The organism is Paraburkholderia sp. WS6 (assembly GCF_030464835.1).
GTDB lineage: Bacteria > Pseudomonadota > Gammaproteobacteria > Burkholderiales > Burkholderiaceae > Paraburkholderia > Paraburkholderia madseniana.
Genome location: NZ_JALQCK010000001.1, coordinates 40435 through 59931 on the forward strand (window position 1 = coordinate 40435; position 19497 = coordinate 59931).

Annotated in this window: 15 protein-coding genes; 6 read left to right on the top strand and 9 right to left on the bottom strand. The window is 59.7% G+C overall.

The annotated features are described in order from the left end of the window. Positions 1–3 precede the first annotated feature (3 nt). Together M0D64_RS00160 and M0D64_RS00165 are read right to left on the bottom strand one after the other, a co-directional pair. Positions 4–2274, bottom strand: a complete 2271-nt coding sequence (locus M0D64_RS00160; RefSeq protein ID WP_266256230.1) for a xanthine dehydrogenase family protein molybdopterin-binding subunit — start codon at positions 2272–2274, stop codon at positions 4–6. 282 nt (positions 2275–2556) lie between these two features. After that, the gene (locus M0D64_RS00165) at positions 2557–3444 is read right to left on the bottom strand and encodes a LysR family transcriptional regulator (protein WP_266238172.1); all 888 of its coding nucleotides are present in this window, start codon (positions 3442–3444) and stop codon (positions 2557–2559) included. A gap of 100 nt (positions 3445–3544) precedes the next feature. Here M0D64_RS00165 and M0D64_RS00170 point away from each other — a divergent pair, with 100 nt between their 5' ends. Continuing rightward, the gene (locus M0D64_RS00170; RefSeq protein WP_266256231.1) at positions 3545–4966 is read left to right on the top strand and encodes an aldehyde dehydrogenase family protein; all 1422 of its coding nucleotides are present in this window, start codon (positions 3545–3547) and stop codon (positions 4964–4966) included. An 84-nt stretch (positions 4967–5050) separates the two neighbouring features. Here M0D64_RS00170 and M0D64_RS00175 read toward each other — a convergent pair whose 3' ends face one another. From M0D64_RS00175 to xylA, 4 genes are all read right to left on the bottom strand, one after another. Further along, positions 5051–6250: a sugar ABC transporter permease gene (locus M0D64_RS00175; protein ID WP_266256232.1), complete on the bottom strand. Its 1200-nt coding sequence runs from the start codon at positions 6248–6250 to the stop codon at positions 5051–5053. After that, positions 6247–7815, bottom strand: a complete 1569-nt coding sequence (gene xylG / locus M0D64_RS00180; RefSeq protein ID WP_211699705.1) for a D-xylose ABC transporter ATP-binding protein — start codon at positions 7813–7815, stop codon at positions 6247–6249. Before xylG ends, M0D64_RS00175 begins: the two co-directional genes overlap by 4 nt. Positions 7816–7903: 88 nt before the next feature. Then, a complete protein-coding gene (gene xylF / locus M0D64_RS00185) occupies positions 7904–8932 on the bottom strand; it encodes a D-xylose ABC transporter substrate-binding protein (RefSeq protein ID WP_266256233.1) in 1029 nt (342 codons plus the stop codon). A 173-nt stretch (positions 8933–9105) separates the two neighbouring features. Beyond that, the gene (gene xylA / locus M0D64_RS00190; protein WP_266256234.1) at positions 9106–10428 is read right to left on the bottom strand and encodes a xylose isomerase; all 1323 of its coding nucleotides are present in this window, start codon (positions 10426–10428) and stop codon (positions 9106–9108) included. Between the two features lie 277 nt (positions 10429–10705). On the opposite strand from xylA, the gene M0D64_RS00195 reads away from it, so the two are divergent. The 5 genes from M0D64_RS00195 to M0D64_RS00215 all read left to right on the top strand — a co-directional run bounded on the left by M0D64_RS00195 (position 10706) and on the right by M0D64_RS00215 (position 15887). Beyond that, on the top strand, positions 10706–11923 hold the full coding sequence (locus M0D64_RS00195) for a DNA-binding transcriptional regulator (protein ID WP_171925885.1): 1218 nt from the start codon (positions 10706–10708) through the stop codon (positions 11921–11923). A 33-nt stretch (positions 11924–11956) separates the two neighbouring features. Then, positions 11957–13042 (top strand): aldose epimerase family protein, encoded by a 1086-nt coding sequence (locus M0D64_RS00200; RefSeq protein WP_266238162.1) that lies wholly within the window; start codon positions 11957–11959, stop codon positions 13040–13042. Positions 13043–13215: 173 nt separating this feature from the next. Beyond that, a complete protein-coding gene (locus M0D64_RS00205; protein WP_266238160.1) occupies positions 13216–13527 on the top strand; it encodes a DUF4148 domain-containing protein in 312 nt (103 codons plus the stop codon). A gap of 794 nt (positions 13528–14321) precedes the next feature. After that, positions 14322–15398 carry a polyamine ABC transporter substrate-binding protein gene (locus M0D64_RS00210; protein ID WP_233464703.1) on the top strand — a complete coding sequence of 359 codons (1077 nt, stop codon included), beginning with the start codon at positions 14322–14324 and terminating at the stop codon, positions 15396–15398. Positions 15399–15524: 126 nt separating this feature from the next. Further along, on the top strand, positions 15525–15887 hold the full coding sequence (locus tag M0D64_RS00215) for a cupin domain-containing protein (RefSeq protein ID WP_266256235.1): 363 nt from the start codon (positions 15525–15527) through the stop codon (positions 15885–15887). A 415-nt stretch (positions 15888–16302) separates the two neighbouring features. Here the strand turns inward: M0D64_RS00215 and M0D64_RS00220 are convergent, their stop codons facing one another. The 3 genes from M0D64_RS00220 to lhpH form a co-directional block, all read right to left on the bottom strand. Continuing rightward, complete coding sequence (locus tag M0D64_RS00220) at positions 16303–17313, bottom strand: Ldh family oxidoreductase (protein WP_171925846.1); 1011 nt, start codon at positions 17311–17313, stop codon at positions 16303–16305. Between the two features lie 154 nt (positions 17314–17467). Further along, a complete protein-coding gene (locus tag M0D64_RS00225; protein ID WP_154558010.1) occupies positions 17468–18208 on the bottom strand; it encodes a FadR/GntR family transcriptional regulator in 741 nt (246 codons plus the stop codon). Between the two features lie 257 nt (positions 18209–18465). Continuing rightward, positions 18466–19473 carry a trans-3-hydroxy-L-proline dehydratase gene (gene lhpH / locus M0D64_RS00230; protein WP_266256236.1) on the bottom strand — a complete coding sequence of 336 codons (1008 nt, stop codon included), beginning with the start codon at positions 19471–19473 and terminating at the stop codon, positions 18466–18468. Positions 19474–19497: the final 24 nt, after the last annotated feature.

The following is a 19497-nucleotide window of genomic DNA, read 5'->3' on the forward strand; positions in this document are numbered from 1 at the left end:
GTTTCACGCAACCCTCAACGGCAACCCGCGCAAGCGCTGGCCGGTCAGCGCGAATACCGCGTTGGCCACCGCCGGCGCAACCGGCGGCACGCCCGGTTCGCCGACGCCCTGCGGGTGCATCTGGCTTGGCATGATGTCGACTTCGATCACCGGACAGTCGTTCATCCGCACAACCGGGAAATCGACGAAGTTCTTCTGCGTCACCTGCCCGCCGACGATGGTGATTTCGTCCTGCAACGCAGTCGAGAGGCCGAATACGATGCCACCCTCCATCTGCTGACGAATCAGGTTTGGGTTCACCGGCAGTCCACAGTCGATCACGCAGACCACCCGATGCACGCGAATCTGCTTGTTCGCACCGACCGATACTTCCGCCACCTGCGCGACGACACTGCCGAACGCTTCGTGCAGCGCGACGCCACGTGCCCGCTTTGTGCCATCGGCGGCACGCGTCATGGGATGTCCCCAGTCCGATAAGACTGCAACGCGCTTTAACACCGCCAGATGGCGCGGATGCTGCGCGAGCAGCGCCGCGCGAAACGCAATCGGGTCCTGACCGGCGGCTACGGCGAGTTCGTCGGTAAAACCTTCGGTGAAAAACGCCTGATGCGAATGGCCGACCGAGCGCCAGAATCCAATCGGGATCGGTAGTTCGACGATCTTGTGCGCCACGCGCACAGTGGGCCATTCGTAGGGCTGATCGAATGCGCCTTCGCAAGTGGTCTTGTCGATGGGGATGCGCGGCACGCCGTAGTAACGCGCAAGCGATTCCGGCACGATCGCCTGACTCGCTGAAGTGGCTTGCCACGCGACGAGCTTGCCGTCTTTGTCGAGACCGGCCTTGAGTCGCGACACGCACGCCGGACGATAGAAATCGTGGGTGAAATCCTCCGCACGCGACCAGATCGTTTGCACCGGACGACCACCGCCTTCGCGCGCAATCGCCGCGGCTTGCGCGATGAAATCGAGTTCGAGACGGCGCCCGAAAGCACCGCCGAGCAATTGCGTTTGCACGTCGACCTTGTCGGCATCGATGTCCAGCACTTTCGCGACGTGCTGCCGCGCGAGCGCCGGCATTTGCGTGGAGACCCAAACGGTGGCCGCGCCGTCCGCAACCTGCACCGTGCAATTCACCGGCTCGACCGCGCCATGTGCGAGATACGGTGCGTGGTACTCGGCGCTGATCGTTCGCGCCGCGCCGCTCAATGCGGCTTCGACGTCACCGCGATGGTAGTAGGCGTGGCCGTTGCTGTCGTCCAGCGCTTGCGCGAGCTGGGTGTCCACGTCTGCGCTCGACAGCGTGGCTGCGGGGCCGTCATTCCACACCACGTCGATCGCACTCACCGCGTTCATCGCGCGGAAAGGGTTGTCGGCGATTACCGCGACGCCGCCGCTGCCACCAGCGTAGGGCTTCAGCGAAAACGCCTTGATGAAACCCGGCATGCTCTTGGCAGGCGAAGCGTCGAAATGCGCCACCGTGCCGCCTAATGTGGGACACATGACCACGCTTGCGTAGATGAGACCATCGGGCAGCGCGTCAATGCCGAAGCGCGCCGTGCCGTTGATTTTCGACGCGGCTTCGATACGCCGCATCGGTTTGCCGATCAGTTTGAACTCAGCGGGATCTTTCAGCGCGACCTTGCGTGGCAGCGGCTGCTGCGCGGCCATCGTGGACAGTTCGCCGAAGCTCGCCTTGTGGCCTGCTGCGTGCAGTACGTAGCCGCCTTCCGTACGGCATTCGCCGGGTGCCACCTTCCATTGCGCGGCCGCCGCGCCGATCAGCATCGCGCGCGCCGAGGCGCCGGCTTCACGCATCGGCGTCCATAGATCGTTCATGCTCGATGAACCGCCCGTCATCATCGTGCCGGCGTCGCGCACCAGCTTGCGGGTCATCCAGACCGTCGCGCGCTTGACCGCGCTGTCGTCGTCCGGGCGAAACGGCAGATCGTCGACGATGTTCTGCACGCTGTTGTAGATCTTGTCGATCGGCGAGTTTTCCACTCGAACCTGCGACCAGTCGGCGTCGAGTTCTTCGGCCAGCAGCATCGCAAGGCCGGTGTGGATACCCTGCCCCATTTCCGCTTTGCACACCACGATCGTCACGGTGTTGTCCGCGGCGATTTTGACCCAGCCGTTGAGTGCGACCTGGTTGCCTTCCGCCGGCAGCGGTGTGGAGGGGGTCAGGCGTTGACCCGGCGGCAGCACCGACCAGCCGACCAGCAGCACGCCGAGCGCGCCGGCGCCGCCTAGCAGGAAGGTTCTGCGCTTTAACATCGTATGGCTCGATCAGCTTGCACGGTGGCGGGGACGCTGTGAAAGCGCGGGCTGGCGCGGGAGTTTGTTTCGTCGGAACAGTAGTAAGACGGGAAAGTGGGTGGGGGACTGAAAGCTAAGGGGTTTCAGCCGACCTGCACAGTGCTGGCGGATGCCCTTCGAGGAAAGGGCGAATGCAAGCCGTGTGTCAGTTCATTAAATGTTATTCGTCGCGTGGTGGCACGCTGCAGCGCAACTGGCTTGAACGGCGGAAAAAATGCGAGAGGTGGCGGATTTTTGCTTTCACCCGCCCTCCCGAATCATCTCAATCAACGCCCGCAACCCCGCCGGCACATGACGCCGCCCAGGATAATAAAGACATAGCCCGTCGAACGCCGGCGTCCAATCTTCCAGCACACGCTGCAGCGTGCCCGCTTCCAGATCCGCCGCCACATTCCATTCGGTCATATACGCCAGTCCGAATCCCTCGCGGGCCGCCTCCATGATGAGCAACGGCTCATCGAGCGTCAGCATGCCCTGCACATCCACGCTGAAAGCCTCGCCGCGTCGCTCGAACTCCCAGTGATAAATACGTCCGCTCGGCATGCGCATCCGGATACAACGGTGTGCACGCAGATCGTCCGGCTTGCGCGGCTTCGGATTTTCGGCGAAATAGGCGGGACTCCCAACAACTGCAAATCGCTGCGGCCGGTTGAACGGCACAGCAATCATGTCCTGCGGCACAATCTCAGCCAACCGAATGCCGGCATCAAAACCCTCCACCACGATGTCGATCATGCGCCCCTCGGTGACGAGATCCAGCTTCATCTCCGGATAACGCCGCAGGTATTCCAGCAACAAGGGCATCACCTGGCGCGCCGCGCCCGTCGATGTGTTGATGCGCAGCGTGCCAGCGGGCGTGTCGCGATAGCTGCCGGCCTGCTCGATGGCGACGCGGATGGTCGACAACGCCGGCGCCACACTGTCGACGAATTGCGCGCCCGCTTCGGACAACGACACGCTGCGTGTCGTCCGATTAAAGAGCCGCACGCCGATGCGCGCTTCCAACGCCGCGATCGCATGGCTCAGCGCCGATGTCGACACGCCAAGTTCCGTGGCCGCTGCGCGGAAGCTGCGATGGCGCGCCACCGCAAGCACGCCTTCCAGTTCGCTCAAACCCGGCGTCTTCATTATCCCATCCTGCTCAACGAATCATCCTTGATTATATGGCTAGTCGGCTTAATCGATTGAGCCTATCTTTGAGGCAACAACTTTCTGGGTAGGAGCTTTCATGCAGCAAATCGACAAGGTTTATATCGACGGCGCGTTCGTCACGCCGCACGGCGAAGAGTGGTTCGATCTTCACAACCCGGCGAAGGAAACGGTGATCGGCAAGGTGCGTCTGGCCGACGCGGAAGACGCCCGCCGCGCGATCGCGGCCGCCAAACGCGCCTTCCCGGCGTTTTCCCGCACCAGCAAGGAGGAGCGAATCGCGCTGCTCGAACGCATGCACGCCGCGGTTCAAGCGAGAGAAGACGAGCTGTACGAAGCAATCGTCGAGGAATACGGTGCGCCGGTGTCACGCGCGCGCTGGATGGCGAAATACCCGGCGGACGTGCTGGCGGAAGTCATCAAGGTCTTGCAGACCTATGATTTCACGCGCCGCGCTGGCACGGCCGACGTCGTCATGCAGCCGCTCGGCGTCGCCGGACTGATTACGCCGTGGAATAGCAATGGCGGCTTTATCTGCGGGAAACTGGCTGCGGCGATTGCAGCGGGCTGCACGGCCGTCATCAAGCCGAGTGAAATGAGCGCGATCCAGACACGCATCATCACGGAGGCACTGCACGAGGCCGACTTGCCTGCGGGCGTGTTCAATATCGTCACGGGCCGGGGCGACACGGTGGGTGCGGAAATCAGCGCGCATCCGGACGTGGCGAAGATTTCCTTCACCGGATCGACGGCTGTCGGCAAGACGATCCTGCGTACCGGCGCGGAGACATTGAAACGCGTCACGTTAGAGTTGGGCGGCAAATCGCCGGTGGTCATACTCGACGACGCCGATTTCGCGGAAGCGGTGCCGTTGGCGCTCCAGGCAGGGTTTATGAACAGCGGTCAGGCGTGTATCGCCGGTACGCGGATTCTTGTGCCGCAGAGCCGCCTTACGGAATTCGAAGAGCGGGTGCGCTTTGAAGTCGCTCGCACGCAAGCCGGTGATCCGCGCGATCCGGCTACGCAGATCGGCCCGATGGTCAGCCGCAAGCAGTGGGAGCGCGTGCAGCGCTACATCGGCATCGGCATCGACGAAGGTGCGAGATTGGTTGCCGGTGGCGAGGGCCGACCGGAGGGCGTGGAGCACGGCTGGTTCGTGCGTCCGACCGTATTTAGCGGTGTCAGCAACGACATGACGATTGCCCGCGAGGAGATTTTTGGGCCGGTGCTGTCGATCATTGCGTATCGCGATACCGAGGAAGCGATTGCAATCGCCAATGACACGAGCTACGGGCTGCAAGCCTACGTAGTCTCGGCCGATGCGGCGCGGGCTCGCGCGGTCGCCACGCGTATCGACGCAGGGCGTGTACTGATCAACACGTTGGCACACGAACCGGCCGCACCGTTCGGCGGCTTCAAGCAATCGGGCATCGGGCGGGAATACGGGACGTTCGGGTTGGAAGCGTTCATGGAGCCGAAGTCGTTGCTTGGCGTGAACTGAAAACCGCGCCTTGCTGATTGAAGAGCGCGGCTAATCGCTCAGCAGGCGGTGCGTCAGCATTTACATGACGCGCCGCCTGCTGTTTCAACGCCGGTTCGATCCCGACACGACATCGATCCACACGGCCAGCACAAGAATGCTGCCCTTCACGATCATCTGCCAGTACGCGTCGACATCCAGCATCGACATGCCGTTGTCCAAACTCGCCATCACCAGCGCACCGATCAACGCACCGTAGACCGTTCCGGACCCGCCGCGCATCGACGTCCCGCCGATAAAGCACGCGGCGATCGCGTCGAGTTCACCCATCGATCCCGCCGACGGTGAGCCGGCCGCGAGTCGCGCCGTATTGACGATCCCCGCGAACGCACACATCAGTCCCATCAGTGCGAAGATGGCCAACTTGACGCGGTTGGTATTCACGCCGGAGAGGCGCGTTGCTTCCAGGTTGGACCCCACCGCGTAAATACGCCGCCCGAAAACGGTCTGCGTCGCGATCCACGTGAAAATGCCCAGCAATGCGAGCAGCAACAAAACCGGCACGGGAATGCCGCCATAACGATCGAGCGTGGCAACAAACGCGGCCAGAATCACGCCCGCCCCGACCACTTTCGCGACGTCCTGCCAGATCGGCACCACCCGCAACTTATAACGCTCACGGTTGCTTCGTTGTCGCACGGTCAGAAAGGCCAGCACGACAAACAGCACGACAGCAAGCGTATCGCCCGCAAAACGCGGCAAATACCCCTGACCGACAAACACAAAACCATCGGAGACCGGCGCAATCGTCGAGCCGCCGGTGACACCAAGCAGAATGCCGCGATACGCGAGCATGCCGCCCAGGCCGACAATGAACGAAGGCACACGCCGGTACGTCGACCACCATCCGTTGAACATGCCGACGAGCACGCCAAGCAGCATTACCACAGGCACGGTGACGCCAATTGGCCAATGCCGGTTCACATCGAGAATCGCCGCGACACCGCCGAGCAGACCCAGCAACGACCCGACCGACAGATCGATCTCGCCCGCGATGATCACGAACACCATGCCGCACGCGAGCATGCCGGTAATCGACATCTGCCGCAGCAGATTCGACAGATTGCGCGGCGTCACGAACGCGCCGTGCGTCAGAAAGGAGAAGAAAATCCAGATCGCGGCCACGGCGATCAGCAACGCGAGAATCTTGTAACGCGCGAACAGTTGCTGAATGCGCTGCGGGCCACCGAATGCGCCTCGCGACGCAGCGCCGTCGGCGGGTTGGGAAGTGACGTCGGGAGTCATGCGGCACTCGCTTCGGTTGGTGCGGTCGGGTTGAGGGATCGCTGCACAGGACGGATTGCGGCGCTGAGAATGTCCTCTTGCGTGAGGCCGTCGTTGACGAAATCGCCGCGCAATTCGCCTTCGCCGATAACCAGCACGCGATCGCTGATGCCAAGCACTTCGGGCAATTCGGACGACACCATCACGATCGACATGCCGCGCTGTGCCAGTTGAAAAATCAGTTTGTAGATCTCGAACTTCGCGCCGACATCGACACCTCGCGTCGGTTCGTCGAGAATCAGTACTTTCGGGTCGGTCAGCAGCATGCGCGTCAGCACGGCCTTCTGCTGATTGCCGCCCGATAGACTCGCAATCGAGAGCATCGGATGCGCCGCGCGCACCGAAAGCCGCTTCATCTCCGTGTGAATCGTGTCGAGTTCGGCGGCGGAATCAATACGGCCGCCCTTTGCGAAACGTTGCAACACCGCAAGCGTGATGTTGTGGCCGACGCTCAGACCCGGCACGATGCCGTGGCGCTTTCGATCTTCCGGTACCATGCCGATACCGGCGCGAATCGCATCGACAGGGGCGCGAATTTTCAACGGCTTGCCGTCCATCACCACCGTCGCCTCGCTCACACCGGGATACGCGCCGAAGATCGCCTGCATCAGTTCTGTACGCCCCGCGCCGACCAAACCGGCAACACCGAGAATTTCGCCACGCCGCAGCGCAAACGACACATCGTTCACGCGCTTTCGGCGTGGATTGTTGACGTCAAAACAGGTCACGTGGCGCGCTTCAAAGATCACGTCGCCAATGGGATGCGGTTCACGCGGAAACAGGTTCTTGATTTCGCGCCCCACCATCAGGGAGATGATGCGGTCAGTGGTCAGCGCGCGCATGGGTTCGGTCGCGACGTGGCGGCCGTCGCGAATCACGCTGATTGTGTCGCACACCGCCGCTACTTCGTCGAGCTTGTGCGAGATGTAAACGCAGGCAACACCGCGCCGCTTCAGATCGCGCACGATATCCAGCAGGATGTGTATCTCCGTAGCGGTCAGCGACGACGACGGTTCATCGAGGATCAACAGTTTCGCGCGCTTGTTCAGCGCCTTCGCGATCTCGATCAACTGCTGGTGGCCGCCACCGTAATTCATCACTGGTTGCGCGGAGTTGATTCCGCTTATGCCGAGTTCGCGCAGCAGTTCGTCGGCACGCTGATACATCGCGGCGTAATTCATTCGGCCACCGGGCAGCGTGATTTCGTTGCCGAGAAAGATGTTCTCTGCGACCGAGAGCTCCGGCACCAGCATCAACTCCTGATGGATGATGATGATGCCCGCGCGTTCCGTGTCTCTTATGCTCGCGGCCTTCAGCGGCTCGCCTTCCCAGATGATTTCGCCGTCCCACGTGCCGTGGGGATAGACGCCGGACAGCACTTTCATCAGCGTCGATTTGCCCGCGCCGTTTTCGCCGCACAAGCCGACGCACTCGCCAGGCGCCACCGTCAGGTCGATGCCGTCGAGCGCCTTCACGCCGGAAAACGCTTTAACGATGCCGCGCATCGTCAGTAATGGTTCACTCATTCGCTATGCCTCGCTGCAGGGCGCGCGGTCGCGCCGATGTGCCTGACGCATACCAGGCACATCGGCTTGAACTACGCACACGTTACGCTCATTGGCTCGCGAGCTGGGCCTGGGTGTAGAAGCCGTCCTTGACGACCACATCAACATTGCTCTTGGTGAGCAACGTGGGTTGCAGAAGCACCGTGTCGACCTTCTTCTTGCCGTTGTCGTACTGTGCATTGAAGGCTGGCTTTTCGCCCTTCGCAAGCGCGACGGAGAGTTTCGCCGCTTCGCCTGCAATCAGCTTCAGCGGTTTGTACACGGTCATCGTCTGCGTGCCGGCGATCACGCGTTTCACAGCAGCCAGATCAGCGTCTTGTCCCGACACCGGCACCTTGCCTGCCATGTGCTGTGCGGCAAGCGCCTGGATCGCGCCGCCTGCGGTGCCGTCGTTCGAAGCGACGATTGCGTCGATCTTGTTGTTGTTCGCCGTGAGCGCATCTTCAACGATACGCAGCGCCGTCGATGCGCTCCATTCCGGTACCCATTGCTGACCGACGATCTTGATGTCGCCCTTGTCGATTGCGGGCTTCAACACCTTGAGCTGGCCTTCACGCAGCATCTTGGCGTTGTTGTCGGTCGGCGCGCCGCCGAGCATGAAGTAGTTACCCTTCGGTTGCGCGTTGAAGACACCTTGTGCTTGCAGCTCGCCAACCTTCTCGTTGTCGAACGAGATATAGGCATCCACGTCGGCGTCGAGAATCAGGCGGTCGTACGAGACGACCTTGATGCCTGCTTTCTTGGCTTCGGCGACCACATTGCCGAGCGTCTTCGAATTAAACGGCACGATCACGATCACGTCGACGCCGCGCGAGATCAGGTTTTCAATCTGCGAAATCTGTCGCTCTTCGCTCGCGTCGGCGGATTGCACCGATACTTTGGCGCCGAGTTTTTCTGCTGCGGCAACGAAATAGTCACGATCGCGCGACCAACGCTCGACACGCAGATCGTCGATACAGAAACCAATTTCCGGGTGGTCCTTGCTTGCGTGCGCGAGCGGCGCGACAAGCGACAGGCTGGCGAGCATCGCTCCACATACGAGCGAACTCAGTACGGTACAACGCGTTGCGAATTTCATGTCTCACTCCTTGTTCTGATAGCCGGAATACCGGATTGGACGGTCTGCGCTGCGAGCCGCAGAACCGGACAAGCGACAACCCAAAGCTTCTTTTATTCGCGCGGTCAACGTGGCCGCGCGATTTTTATGTCTTACTGCGTGCCCTTTTTCAGGCGTTACTTCGTGACTACCTTTTAGCGTCGGCTGTAAATCGCCTGATTTACAACGTTTTCCAGTTGCTCCTGTCTGCCACTCACATGCTGCGGATTCAGGCCGCGCGTCAATGCATCCGCAGCCAGCGTCGAGAGCGAATAGTCGCCCTTCAGAATCTTGCGGCCGAACTCCGACTCCCAGCCCGCGTAGCGTTGACGTTTGAACGCTTCGAGCCGGTCGTTTTCGATCAGTGTCGCCGCACGCTCGACGGCGAGCGCCAGGTTATCGATTGCACCGATATGACCGAAGAACAGATCTTCCGCATCGACGCTCTGCCGCCGCACTTTAGCGTCGAAGTTCATACCGCCGGTGGTGAAGCCGCCGTGCTTGAGGATTTCGTAGAAAGCGAGAGTCAATTCTTCGACGCTGTTCGGAAACTGGTCCGTGTCCCAGCCGTTTTGTTGATCGCCGCGATTCGCGTCGACGCTGCCGAAAATGCCCAGCGCGTAGGCCGTGGCGATCTCGTGATGGAACGAGTGGCCAGCAAGCGTGGCGTGATTGGCTTCGATGTTCACGCGAATTTCTTTTTCGAGCCCGTATTGCAGCAGGAAACCGTGTACCGTCGCCACGTCGTAGTCGAATTGATGCTTGGTCGGCTCCTGCGGCTTCGGCTCGATCAGCAATGCGCCTTTGAAGCCGATCTTGTGCTTGTGCTCGACCACCATGTGCAGGAAGCGGGCAAGCTGATCACGTTCGCGCACGAGGTCGGTATTGAGCAGTGTGTCGTAGCCTTCACGGCCGCCCCACAACACGTAATTTTCACCGCCGAGCCGTTGGGTCGCGTCGAGCGCGTGACGAACCTGCGTCGCAGCGAACGCGAAAATCTCAGGATCAGGACTGGTCGCCGCACCTGCTGCATAACGCGGATGCGAGAACAGATTGGCCGTGCCCCACAGCAGTTTGACGCCGGTATCCTGCTGCTTGCGCGCCAGATAGTCGGCGATGCGCGTGAAGTTCTCGCTATAGGCCTTCAGGCTGTCGCCTTCCGGTGCAACGTCGGTATCGTGAAACGTGTAATACGGCGTGCCGAGCTTCGAGAAGAACTCGAACGCGGAATCCGCCTTTTGCTGCGCCCGTTCCATTGCGTCGCCGGCTTGCTGCCAGGGACGCCGAAACGTCCCTTGCCCGAAGATATCGACGCCCGGCCAGACAAACGTATGCCAGTAGCACACAGCGATGCGGAGATGTTCTTCGAGTGTCTTGCCGAGCACCCGCTTACTCTTGTCGTAATGGCGATACGCAAGCGGATTATCCGATTGCGGGCCCTCGTAGCGGATCTCGGGAATGTGTTCGAAGTAGGACATCAGCGTCTCCTGTTTTATGCTGCACTGCAACCCGTGCGGCATCGCCGCGCCGGTCGACAAGGTGACGCCATGCTGCCGCTTGCAAGGTGCATCGGCAATTGCGAAATTGCGCAGCGTGCTTGATGTTTCTTACCGCCCATGCTTTTGTTTCACACCGGCGCGATCTTCGCGGCCTAGAATAACCAGACGCTTAAAAACGGTGCTGCCTTCAGAGCACACCCAACAACAGGAGACGAAGGCGCTGCGTATCTTGACGATTCGCACGCCACCCACTGCCATGACCCGTCCGCAAACACCACAGACGACCCATCGGATCGCGCTGCTGTTCAACGCGAACAAGGTGTATGACCGCGAGATCATCACCGGCATCGGCAATTACCTGCTGTCGACGCGTGTGGCGTGGGATCTCTTCCTTGAAGAAGATTTCCGCTGCCGGTTGACGGGTATCGAGCGTTTCGACGGCGACGGCATCATCGCGGATTTCGACGATCCCGCTGTGGGTGAAGCGCTGAGAGACTGTCCGTTGCCGGTGGTGGCAGTCGGTTCATCGTTCGAAGATCCGGCGCACTACCCCCCGGACTTACCCTATATCGCGACCGATAACGCCAAGCTCGTTTCCCTTGCGTACACGCATCTGATCGGTGCGGGACTCGAGCACTTCGCTTTGTATAGCCTTCCGCAAGCGCAAGAAAACCGCTGGGCGCAGCAACGTGAGTTGGCATTCGCTCACCTACGCAGCACGGACGGCCATAGCGCCGAGCAGATCGGCACCGAGATCTATCGTGGCCTGTCGACCAGCGCGCCGTCGTGGAATCAGGCAACCGAGCAACTCACCGCTTGGCTCGCCCAGTTGCCGAAGCCGGTCGGCATCATCGCCGTCACCGACGCCCGCGCTCGGCACCTGTTGCAGGCCTGTTTGATCGCGGGTATTCCCGTGCCTGAAGAAGTGGCGATCATCGGCATCGACAACGATCCGCTCACGCGAACGCTGACCCGCATTCCGCTTTCCTCCGTGATTCAAGGCACCGAGGAAATGGGCCGCACCGCCGCTCACTTGCTGCATCAAATGCTGCACGGCGCGCGTTTTCCGGGGCGGCGCATTCTCGTGCCACCGGTCGGCATCAATGTGCTCGAATCGACAAAACACCAGCCGCTCGCGAGTCCGTATGTGATGCGCGCACGTCATTTCATCCGCCAGTACGCGTGCCAGGGCATTCGCACCGAACAGGTTGCCGATTACGTGGGCGTGTCGCGTTCGTCGCTCGAAGAGTACTTTCGGCGCGAACGGCAGTGCACCGTGCATCAGGAAATCCTGCGCCATAAACTCGACGTCGCTAAAGCGCTGCTTGCGAAGCGCGATGCGTCGAGTGCCGAGGTGGCGATCCGTTGCGGCTTCACGTCGCTGCAATACATGTACGCGGTGTTTCGCCGCGAACTCGGCTGTACGCCGCGCGAATACCAGGACCGTGTGAATTCGACGGCAGAGCCTGGCTGAGCATGCCTTTCACCTTCTCTTTCTACCGACGACATGATCAGCATCGCACCACTTTCCTCTGAGCCATGGGGCACGCTGCCCGGCGGCGATCCTGTGCGGCTCTTTACGCTGCGCAATGCGCACGGCATGAAAGTCGCCATCAGCGACCTGGGCGCGACGCTGGTCTCGTGGCATGCGCCGGACCGCGCGGGTCGTCTCGGCGACATCCTACTCGGCCACGACACGCCCGCCGAATACGTTGCGGCCACAACCTACATGGGCGGATTGATCGGCCGTTGGGCGAACCGCATTGCCGATGCGCGTTTCACGCTCGACGGCATCGAGTACACGCTCGATCGCAATGAAGGCGCGAATCTGCTGCATGGCGGCACGCAGGGTTTTCATCGCACACTGTGGGACGTGAGCGAAGACAACGGTGCGCTGGTTATGCGTCTGGAATCGCCCGAAGGCGACGCCGGCTTTCCGGGCAACGTCACGGTGCAGGTGCGCTACACGCTCGACGACGACGGCACCTTGACGATCGCCTATGAAGCGATCACGGACGCCCCTACGCCGCTCAATCTGACGAGCCATCCGTATTTCAACCTGACGGGTCGGCGGGGTGCCGACATTCGCGGACATGTGCTGTCGATCAATGCCGACCGGTTCTTCGAAGTCGATGCGTCGATGATTCCTTGCGAGCTTGCCGAAGTGGCAGGCAATGCGTTCGACTTCAGACAGAGCGCGCCGATCGGCGCACGGCTCGATTGGCCGCATGCGCAGCTTGCGAGGGCCGGTGGCTTCGATCACTGCTATGTGCTGCGTGACGCGCCTGACGCCACGATGGCCGGACGCGAACCGCAGGTACGCGAGGTTGCATGCGCCTATGACCCCGGCAGCGGACGCGAACTGACCGTCTCGACCGATCAGCGCGGCTTACAGTTCTACACCGGCAATTTCCTGAAAGGCGACACGGGACGCGGCGGCATCGCCTATCAGGCGTACTCCGGACTGTGTCTCGAAGCGGGCGGCTTTCCGAATGAAGTCAATATGGCCGAGCAGGATCAGGTCATCGTGCGACCTGGCAGCGCATACCGGCAGATGACGGCGTACCGCGTAGGTGTACGTTCTGGAGTCTGAAGCAATTCTTCCAATCTTAGGAAGATCATTACATAACGCCGACTTATCATTTGCTGCAAGACTGAATTACGGGTTTAGGGGTTTGCCCTAGATCGCCCGCTTCCTAGAATCCCTCCATAGGTCGCCGAACACATGTTGCGGCGCCGAATAAAACATCCTCGGAGGGACGCATCATGAAATCACTGATCAAAGCAGTCGCAGTGGTCGTTGTTCTCGCAGCCCCGGTCGCTTCGTTCGCACAGTCCGAGCAACCGCTGACCCGCGCGGAGGTCAAGGCGCAACTGATCCAGATTGAACAGGCCGGCTACAACCCCGCCGCTGCAACCGACTCGACCTACCCCGCGGACATTCAGGCAGCCGAAGCACGCGTAGCCGCACAGCATGACGCCACCGGTTATGGTTCTTCGGCAAACGGCTCATCGCAAACCGGCACACCCGTACCCGCTGCGCCCGCGGTTCAGCCCGAACCGATGGGCGGCCAGTAAAACGCTAACGTTGTCTGTTGTTGCGTAGTTCGATGCGAGCCATGCTTGTTGAAGCATGCGCTCGCATGAACGCGTTCCACTGCGCATGACTATGACAGCGCAGTGTCAGAAAATCCTTTGACGAAAATAATGGCTCATATATCCTAGGGCGGCAGTCTGGTGGTTCTCGCAGCGCGGTCAATCTGCATCAGCGAGGACTTCTACTCAACGTCGCTTCGGGTTCCATCGTGAAAGTCCGTGGTCCATTGGTGAGATATCAGCCTGGTCGGGAAAGAACCTTCCTGTCCGGCTGTTCTATCGCTCATCAGGGGAGCAACTGCGCTTCGCCATCCCGCCCCCTGTCCATCGATACCGTGTTGTCGCGTCGCTCTGTCCGTCGACACAACGTCATTGCAGCACCCGCAACTATCGGGGTGCGTACCGACGAAATCGCGGCGCTTCTGCCTTAGCCCCCTTCTCTTTTCGCGAGCAAGTGTTGCATGCGATCAGGCCGCTTTATCTAGCGGTCGAACGTCTGCAATGCATTTGTCTGTCCGCGCTTTGCATTTGTCTTGCTAGCGTTGGCCGGCTTATAGCGCTCGCCTCTCTGCGTCCCTTTTAGCTCTGCTGTGCGCTTGCGCTGCGGCAGGCGGCGTCACGTCCCTGATTCGTCCGCACTCGTGCAGGACATAAGGACGTGCGGGTCGTCACGCTCGTGCATCGGTGCCTACGCTGCGGCGAAAACTGAAGATCGAAACCAAGGAGATAGTCGAATGAAGATCCGTCATGCCAAGCTTCTCTCGCTCACCGGCACGATGCTGTGCTCGTTGACCGCCCTAACGCCGATGAACGCTGCACACGCAGCGGATACGACGATCAACGTCTACAACTGGTCGGACTACATCGCCAAAGACACGATTACCGGCTTCGAAAAGCAATCCGGCATCACGGTGAAATACGACAGCTACGATAGCGACGACACACTGCAGGCGAAACTGCTGGCAGGCAGTTCCGGGTATGACATCGTTGTGCCCACATCGAGTTATATGGCGCGCCAGATCGAAGCCGGCGTGTATCAGAAGATCGACAAATCGAAGATGCCGAACCTCGCGAACCTCGATCCGGGTTTGATGAAACTGATTGCCGATGCGGACCCCGGCAATCAATACGGTGTGCCTTGGGCCTGGGGCACGGACGGTGTCGGCTATAACGTTCAGGCCGTAAAAAAGGCTCTCGGTGCCGATGCGCCCGTTGATAGCTGGTCGCTGTTGTTCGACCCTCAGAATCTTTCCAAGCTGAAGAGTTGTGGCGTGTCTTTCCTCGACGCAGCGGCGGATGTTTTCCCGGCCGTGCTTCAGTACATGCATAAGGACCCGAACAGCACCAATCCCGGCGATTACCAGGCCGCATACGAAGTGCTGAAGAAAGTGCGACCGTATATCACGCAGTTCAATTCATCCGGCTACATCAACGATCTGGCGAACAACGATATCTGCGTGGCGTTGGGCTATTCGGGAGATGTGGGGATTGCACGGCGACGTGCGTCGGAAGCGAAGCGTTCGTATGATGTGCGGTTCTCGAACATCAAGGACGCCGGCCTGCTCTGGATGGACGTGATGGTGATTCCGAAAGATGCCCCGCATCCGGAAGCGGCGATGAAGTGGATGAACTACATCGAAGATCCGAAGGTAAGCGCGGCGATTACGAACGAAGTGTTTTATCCGACTGCGAATCGCGCGGCGAGGCAGTTTGTGACGCCGGCGATCGAGCAGGATGCGAATGTGTATCCGCCTGAAGCCGTGCTGAACAAGATGACGTTGATGCGGCCGCAGCCTGCACCGATCATGCGGCTTGAGAACCGGCTGTGGGCGCAGTTGAAGTCGGGGAGTTGAGTTCGGTTTAGCTGATGCAGTCTGCTGACGGTAGGTGTCACCTTTTGAGCGTGGCGCATGCAGTGGGTGTGTGCGCTACGCCCTTTTTGAAGCTTTGATTTTTAACTCTGTTTGCATCGAGCCATTATGAGCATTCTGAATATCGTAGATTTTGCGCAACCTGCCAAGGAAAGCGTTGAGTACATGCCGAAAGCAGAAGCGGTGCTTGCCGGCAATCCTTCGCAGCTTGTTCACACGCATTTTGCCAGTCCCTGTGGGCAGCTCGCGGCTGGCGTTTGGGAGGGAGCTTGCGGGCAATGGACGGTGAACTTCACCGAGAGTGAGTATTGCGAAATACTCGAGGGCGTGTCCGTGATTCGGAATGCGCATGGGACTAGCAAGACTGTGCGGGCTGGGGACCGGTTCTTGATTCCGGCGGGATTTAAGGGGACGTGGGAAGTGGTTGAGCCGTGTAAGAAGATTTTTGTTTCGGTGGAGTTTAAGGGGTAGGTTGCGGTGGTGGTGCTGCTTTCAGGCTTCGCTGTTGATCGCGCATCACGGGTGGAGTCTGGTCGATCGCATTCCTCGCTTTTCTGGTGACCTATCAATTCATGTTCTGGATACCGACTTTGCTCGTGTCGTACGGATTTTCGCCAGCGAGCGCGGCGTTGGGCTCCGCGGCGAGCGCAATCGGCGGCATTCTACTAACGCTTGGGTTTTCGCCGCAGCGAATCGTGTTGTTCAACTGCTTGCCGATTTTCCTGATTATTGCCTTGCTCGCGATCTCGCAGCTCTACCCGCGACGGTCGCGAGCTGGTCACGTGCGTACCGATTGACGGCGGCAAGGTCAGGAGTGTTCGTCGATCCACGCCTCGTGCAACACTTGAGATGTTGAGCCAGGATGCAACCCTATCCCCGACAGATCTCACGAAATCAAACGGGTAAGTTCGTCGTGAAGCTCCTTTGAAAGCGACACGCCGTGCTCAACGCTGCGCTGTCGCGCATCGAATCGTCGCTGAGAGGGCAGACGCGCGCCCTGACCCACGATTCCTTCAAACAGAGTCTCGGCGCGCTGCAGGTTGTCCGTAGGGGCAGCGCCGGCGAAGACTGCAGGGTCGAAAGCGATGACGATTTCACCATGACAGGGGGCCGCGCCTACGTCTTCGTCAAAAGCCAGCGATTCCGGGCTGAGCATATCGCCAATTAACGGACCAGCCAGCAACTCAACCATCGCTGAGAGCGCGGAACCCTTATAGCCTCCGAATGTAAGCATGGCACCCCTCAATGCTTTATCAGGATCATCGGTAGCTTGACCGTTTTCGTCGATCGCCCAGTCACTCGGGATCTTCGAGCCAGACCGCTTATGCAGCTCGATGTCGCCACGGGCGATTCTGCTCGTAGCCATGTCGAACACAAACGGAAAGGGGCCTGGACGTGGCCAGGCGAACGCGATCGGGTTGGTTCCAAATAGCGGCTTGTTTCCGCCAGCAGGTGCTACACAGCTATGGGTCGGTGTCATGGCCAGTGCGGCTACGCCTTCAGCAGCAATTGCCTCGACCTCCGGCCACAAAGCGCTGAAGTGAAAGCAGTTGTTGATTGCCAGGGCCGCGATACCAGATCTCTTCGCCTTTTCAACGAGTACTCGACTCCCCAGTTCAAAAGCAAGCGGAGAGAATCCGAACCGAGCATCGACTTTAACAAGCGAAGGCGAGACATCGTTTATCTGCGGTTCGGCATCAGCATTGATTTTGCCCATCTTCAGCGTTTTTACGCATCCAATAAGGCGCCATACACCGTGTGAGTGGCAATCGTCCCGTTGACCTGCAACGAGTACCTTCGCCATCGCGTCCGATTGACGCGCGCTGAGCCCATTGGATGCCAATACGTCAAAGGCCAACTTGTGCAGGTGATCAAGTGAAAGAACTATTTCTGCCATGTCTTCTGAAGTCCGTCTTTTATTAGTGGCCGCGCGGCCACGCGCATTCGATTTGTATCCAGCGTCTGGTGATGATCATCGGGGACATCGCTACTGCGATCTCTTTGTCGACGATGGTGGAGTGTTCGCGGCCAGCTAATTGATCAGGCCGGCTTTACTTGGGCGCAATATCCCGTCGCACCCGCTTGATATGCTGCTCCACGTAAAACCCTGCTGCGTCACCATCGCCGCTCACGATTGACTCGTAAATAAGCCGATGCTCGGACGCATACAGGCGTATCCGTAGCGGATCGTAAATCGCGTCGTCCTTTAGCCGCTTCCACAATGGTTGATCCATTGTTTTCGCTACCTCGTCTGCGATCTTGACGAGCAGAGCGTCACCCGTCATGACCGCCAATTGCCGGTGGAACAATCTATCGCTGTTATTCCACAGCGCACGCTCTTCGAGATTGGTGATATCGTGAATTGTCTCCATCTCTGCAAGATATTGCTCAGCCAGGCGATCGCGCTTACCTCGTGCGGCGGCTCGACGTGCGATTGCAGGTTCGAGGATGAATCGCGTTTCGAGCGTTCCCGTTGGACTGAAATCTGGCTCCGCGTTCTGAGTTCCATGATTGCCGTCGACGTTAAGCAAACGCTCAGAAGCTGCCGAGGAGACGTAGGTACCGGAATTCCGTTTCGTCACAACGAGGCCTTCATTCTGAAGAGCCCCTATTGCCTCTCGAACCGCAGGTCGGCCGACGCCATAGAGCGCTGCAAGTTCGCGTTCCGATGGCAGCCGGGACTCGGCCGCGAACCGTCCCGTGCGGATTTCTTCCTTGATCTTCTCCTCGACCTGCTCATAAATCTGCAGTGGTCTGAAATTCGATTCGAGATCCTGCCGTGTCGTACCCATCTCACTTCCTTTCATTTCCTGACGCCCGATGCGCGGGAGTTCACCTGTCATTGACGGATAATTATCATACGTCGTGGCGACATGATGCCATCTCCTGATGCGACCACGCATGAAGTGTTCCCCGTGGCTCGCACAAGGCAAAAAGCGCGGCGGCATCCCATTTCAGAATGCGCCGCGAAGGCACCAAGGAGATGGGCCAAAAGGTGTCACGCCAGTGCGGCAGTTGCCGTCGAAGCAGCGCCTGTAATCTGCCCTCTCTACCGCACCAGGAACCCGTAGGTCAAAGGATCGCGCTCGTCGATCAACCACGTTCCGTAGCCGCAGATAAACGCATTCCCTTCGATCTCAGGAATCACTGCATCGAATTCACCGCATGTCGTCTCACTCAGCACGCGGCCCTTGAAGATCGTTCCGATGATCGACTCGTTCACGAGCGTCCCATCCGGGGGTAGCTTGCCACGCTGGTAGAGCTGGGCAACGCGTCCTGCGGTGCCGGACCCTGTTGGCGATCGGTCAACCTCGCGATCGGCGAAGATGCAGCAGTTCGCCTGAGTCGATCCCGGATGGCGGGGCGTATTCGAAATGATCGTGCCGTAGAGCCCTCTGATTTCTGGAATCTCCGGATGAACGATGTCAAACGCTGCGTTAGTTGCCTGGGTGATCTCGTCGCCGAACTGCTTCAGTCGATCAACGTTGTTTTCGCCTACCGCCATATCGCACTGTGCGCCATCGACGTAGAAATAGAACGCGCCTCCGTAAGCGATGTCTCCGGACACGGGGCCGAACGTTGGCGTATTGACGGTGACGTCGTTTTTCCAGACGAATGACGGCACGTTCACAAAACGCACATTCCCTGCATTTTCGCCGTCCCACTGGACGAAAGCTTCGAGGAATCCGCAAGGCGCATCGATACCCACGCGCGTTTCTGGCGACGTGCGCTCAATCCACCCCAGTTCAACCGCTGCGGTGGCCAGCGCAATGGTCCCGTGGCCGCAATGGGGGCTGTAGTCCTTATTCTGCGTAAAGATGATGCCGAAATCCGCGCCTTCGGTCACCGGCTCAGTGAGGAAGCCTCCGTACATATCGGCATGGCCTCGAGGCTCCAGCATCATGGCGCTCCGCAACTCATCCGCATGCTTCTGGATCCACTCCCGCCGCTCCACGATGGTTTTCCCCGCGAGACGCGGGAAACCATTGGTGATGATGCGAAACGGCTCACCACCGGTGTGCATTTCGATCGTGTTAAGTGTTCTGGTAATTCGCATAGATACTCCGTCTTGCTTACTATT

Bases quoted from the DNA above. Each gene is read 5' to 3' on its own strand.
- M0D64_RS00160 (WP_266256230.1), bottom strand. From the start codon at position 2,274: ATGTTAAAGCGCAGAACCTTCCTGCTAGGCGGCGCCGGCGCGCTCGGC.
- M0D64_RS00165 (WP_266238172.1), bottom strand. From the start codon at position 3,444: ATGAAGACGCCGGGTTTGAGCGAACTGGAAGGCGTGCTTGCGGTGGCG.
- M0D64_RS00170 (WP_266256231.1), top strand. From the start codon at position 3,545: ATGCAGCAAATCGACAAGGTTTATATCGACGGCGCGTTCGTCACGCCG.
- M0D64_RS00175 (WP_266256232.1), bottom strand. From the start codon at position 6,250: ATGACTCCCGACGTCACTTCCCAACCCGCCGACGGCGCTGCGTCGCGA.
- xylG (WP_211699705.1), bottom strand. From the start codon at position 7,815: ATGAGTGAACCATTACTGACGATGCGCGGCATCGTTAAAGCGTTTTCC.
- xylF (WP_266256233.1), bottom strand. From the start codon at position 8,932: ATGAAATTCGCAACGCGTTGTACCGTACTGAGTTCGCTCGTATGTGGA.
- xylA (WP_266256234.1), bottom strand. From the start codon at position 10,428: ATGTCCTACTTCGAACACATTCCCGAGATCCGCTACGAGGGCCCGCAA.
- M0D64_RS00195 (WP_171925885.1), top strand. From the start codon at position 10,706: ATGACCCGTCCGCAAACACCACAGACGACCCATCGGATCGCGCTGCTG.
- M0D64_RS00200 (WP_266238162.1), top strand. From the start codon at position 11,957: ATGATCAGCATCGCACCACTTTCCTCTGAGCCATGGGGCACGCTGCCC.
- M0D64_RS00205 (WP_266238160.1), top strand. From the start codon at position 13,216: ATGAAATCACTGATCAAAGCAGTCGCAGTGGTCGTTGTTCTCGCAGCC.
- M0D64_RS00210 (WP_233464703.1), top strand. From the start codon at position 14,322: ATGCTGTGCTCGTTGACCGCCCTAACGCCGATGAACGCTGCACACGCA.
- M0D64_RS00215 (WP_266256235.1), top strand. From the start codon at position 15,525: ATGAGCATTCTGAATATCGTAGATTTTGCGCAACCTGCCAAGGAAAGC.
- M0D64_RS00220 (WP_171925846.1), bottom strand. From the start codon at position 17,313: ATGGCAGAAATAGTTCTTTCACTTGATCACCTGCACAAGTTGGCCTTT.
- M0D64_RS00225 (WP_154558010.1), bottom strand. From the start codon at position 18,208: ATGGGTACGACACGGCAGGATCTCGAATCGAATTTCAGACCACTGCAG.
- lhpH (WP_266256236.1), bottom strand. From the start codon at position 19,473: ATGCGAATTACCAGAACACTTAACACGATCGAAATGCACACCGGTGGT.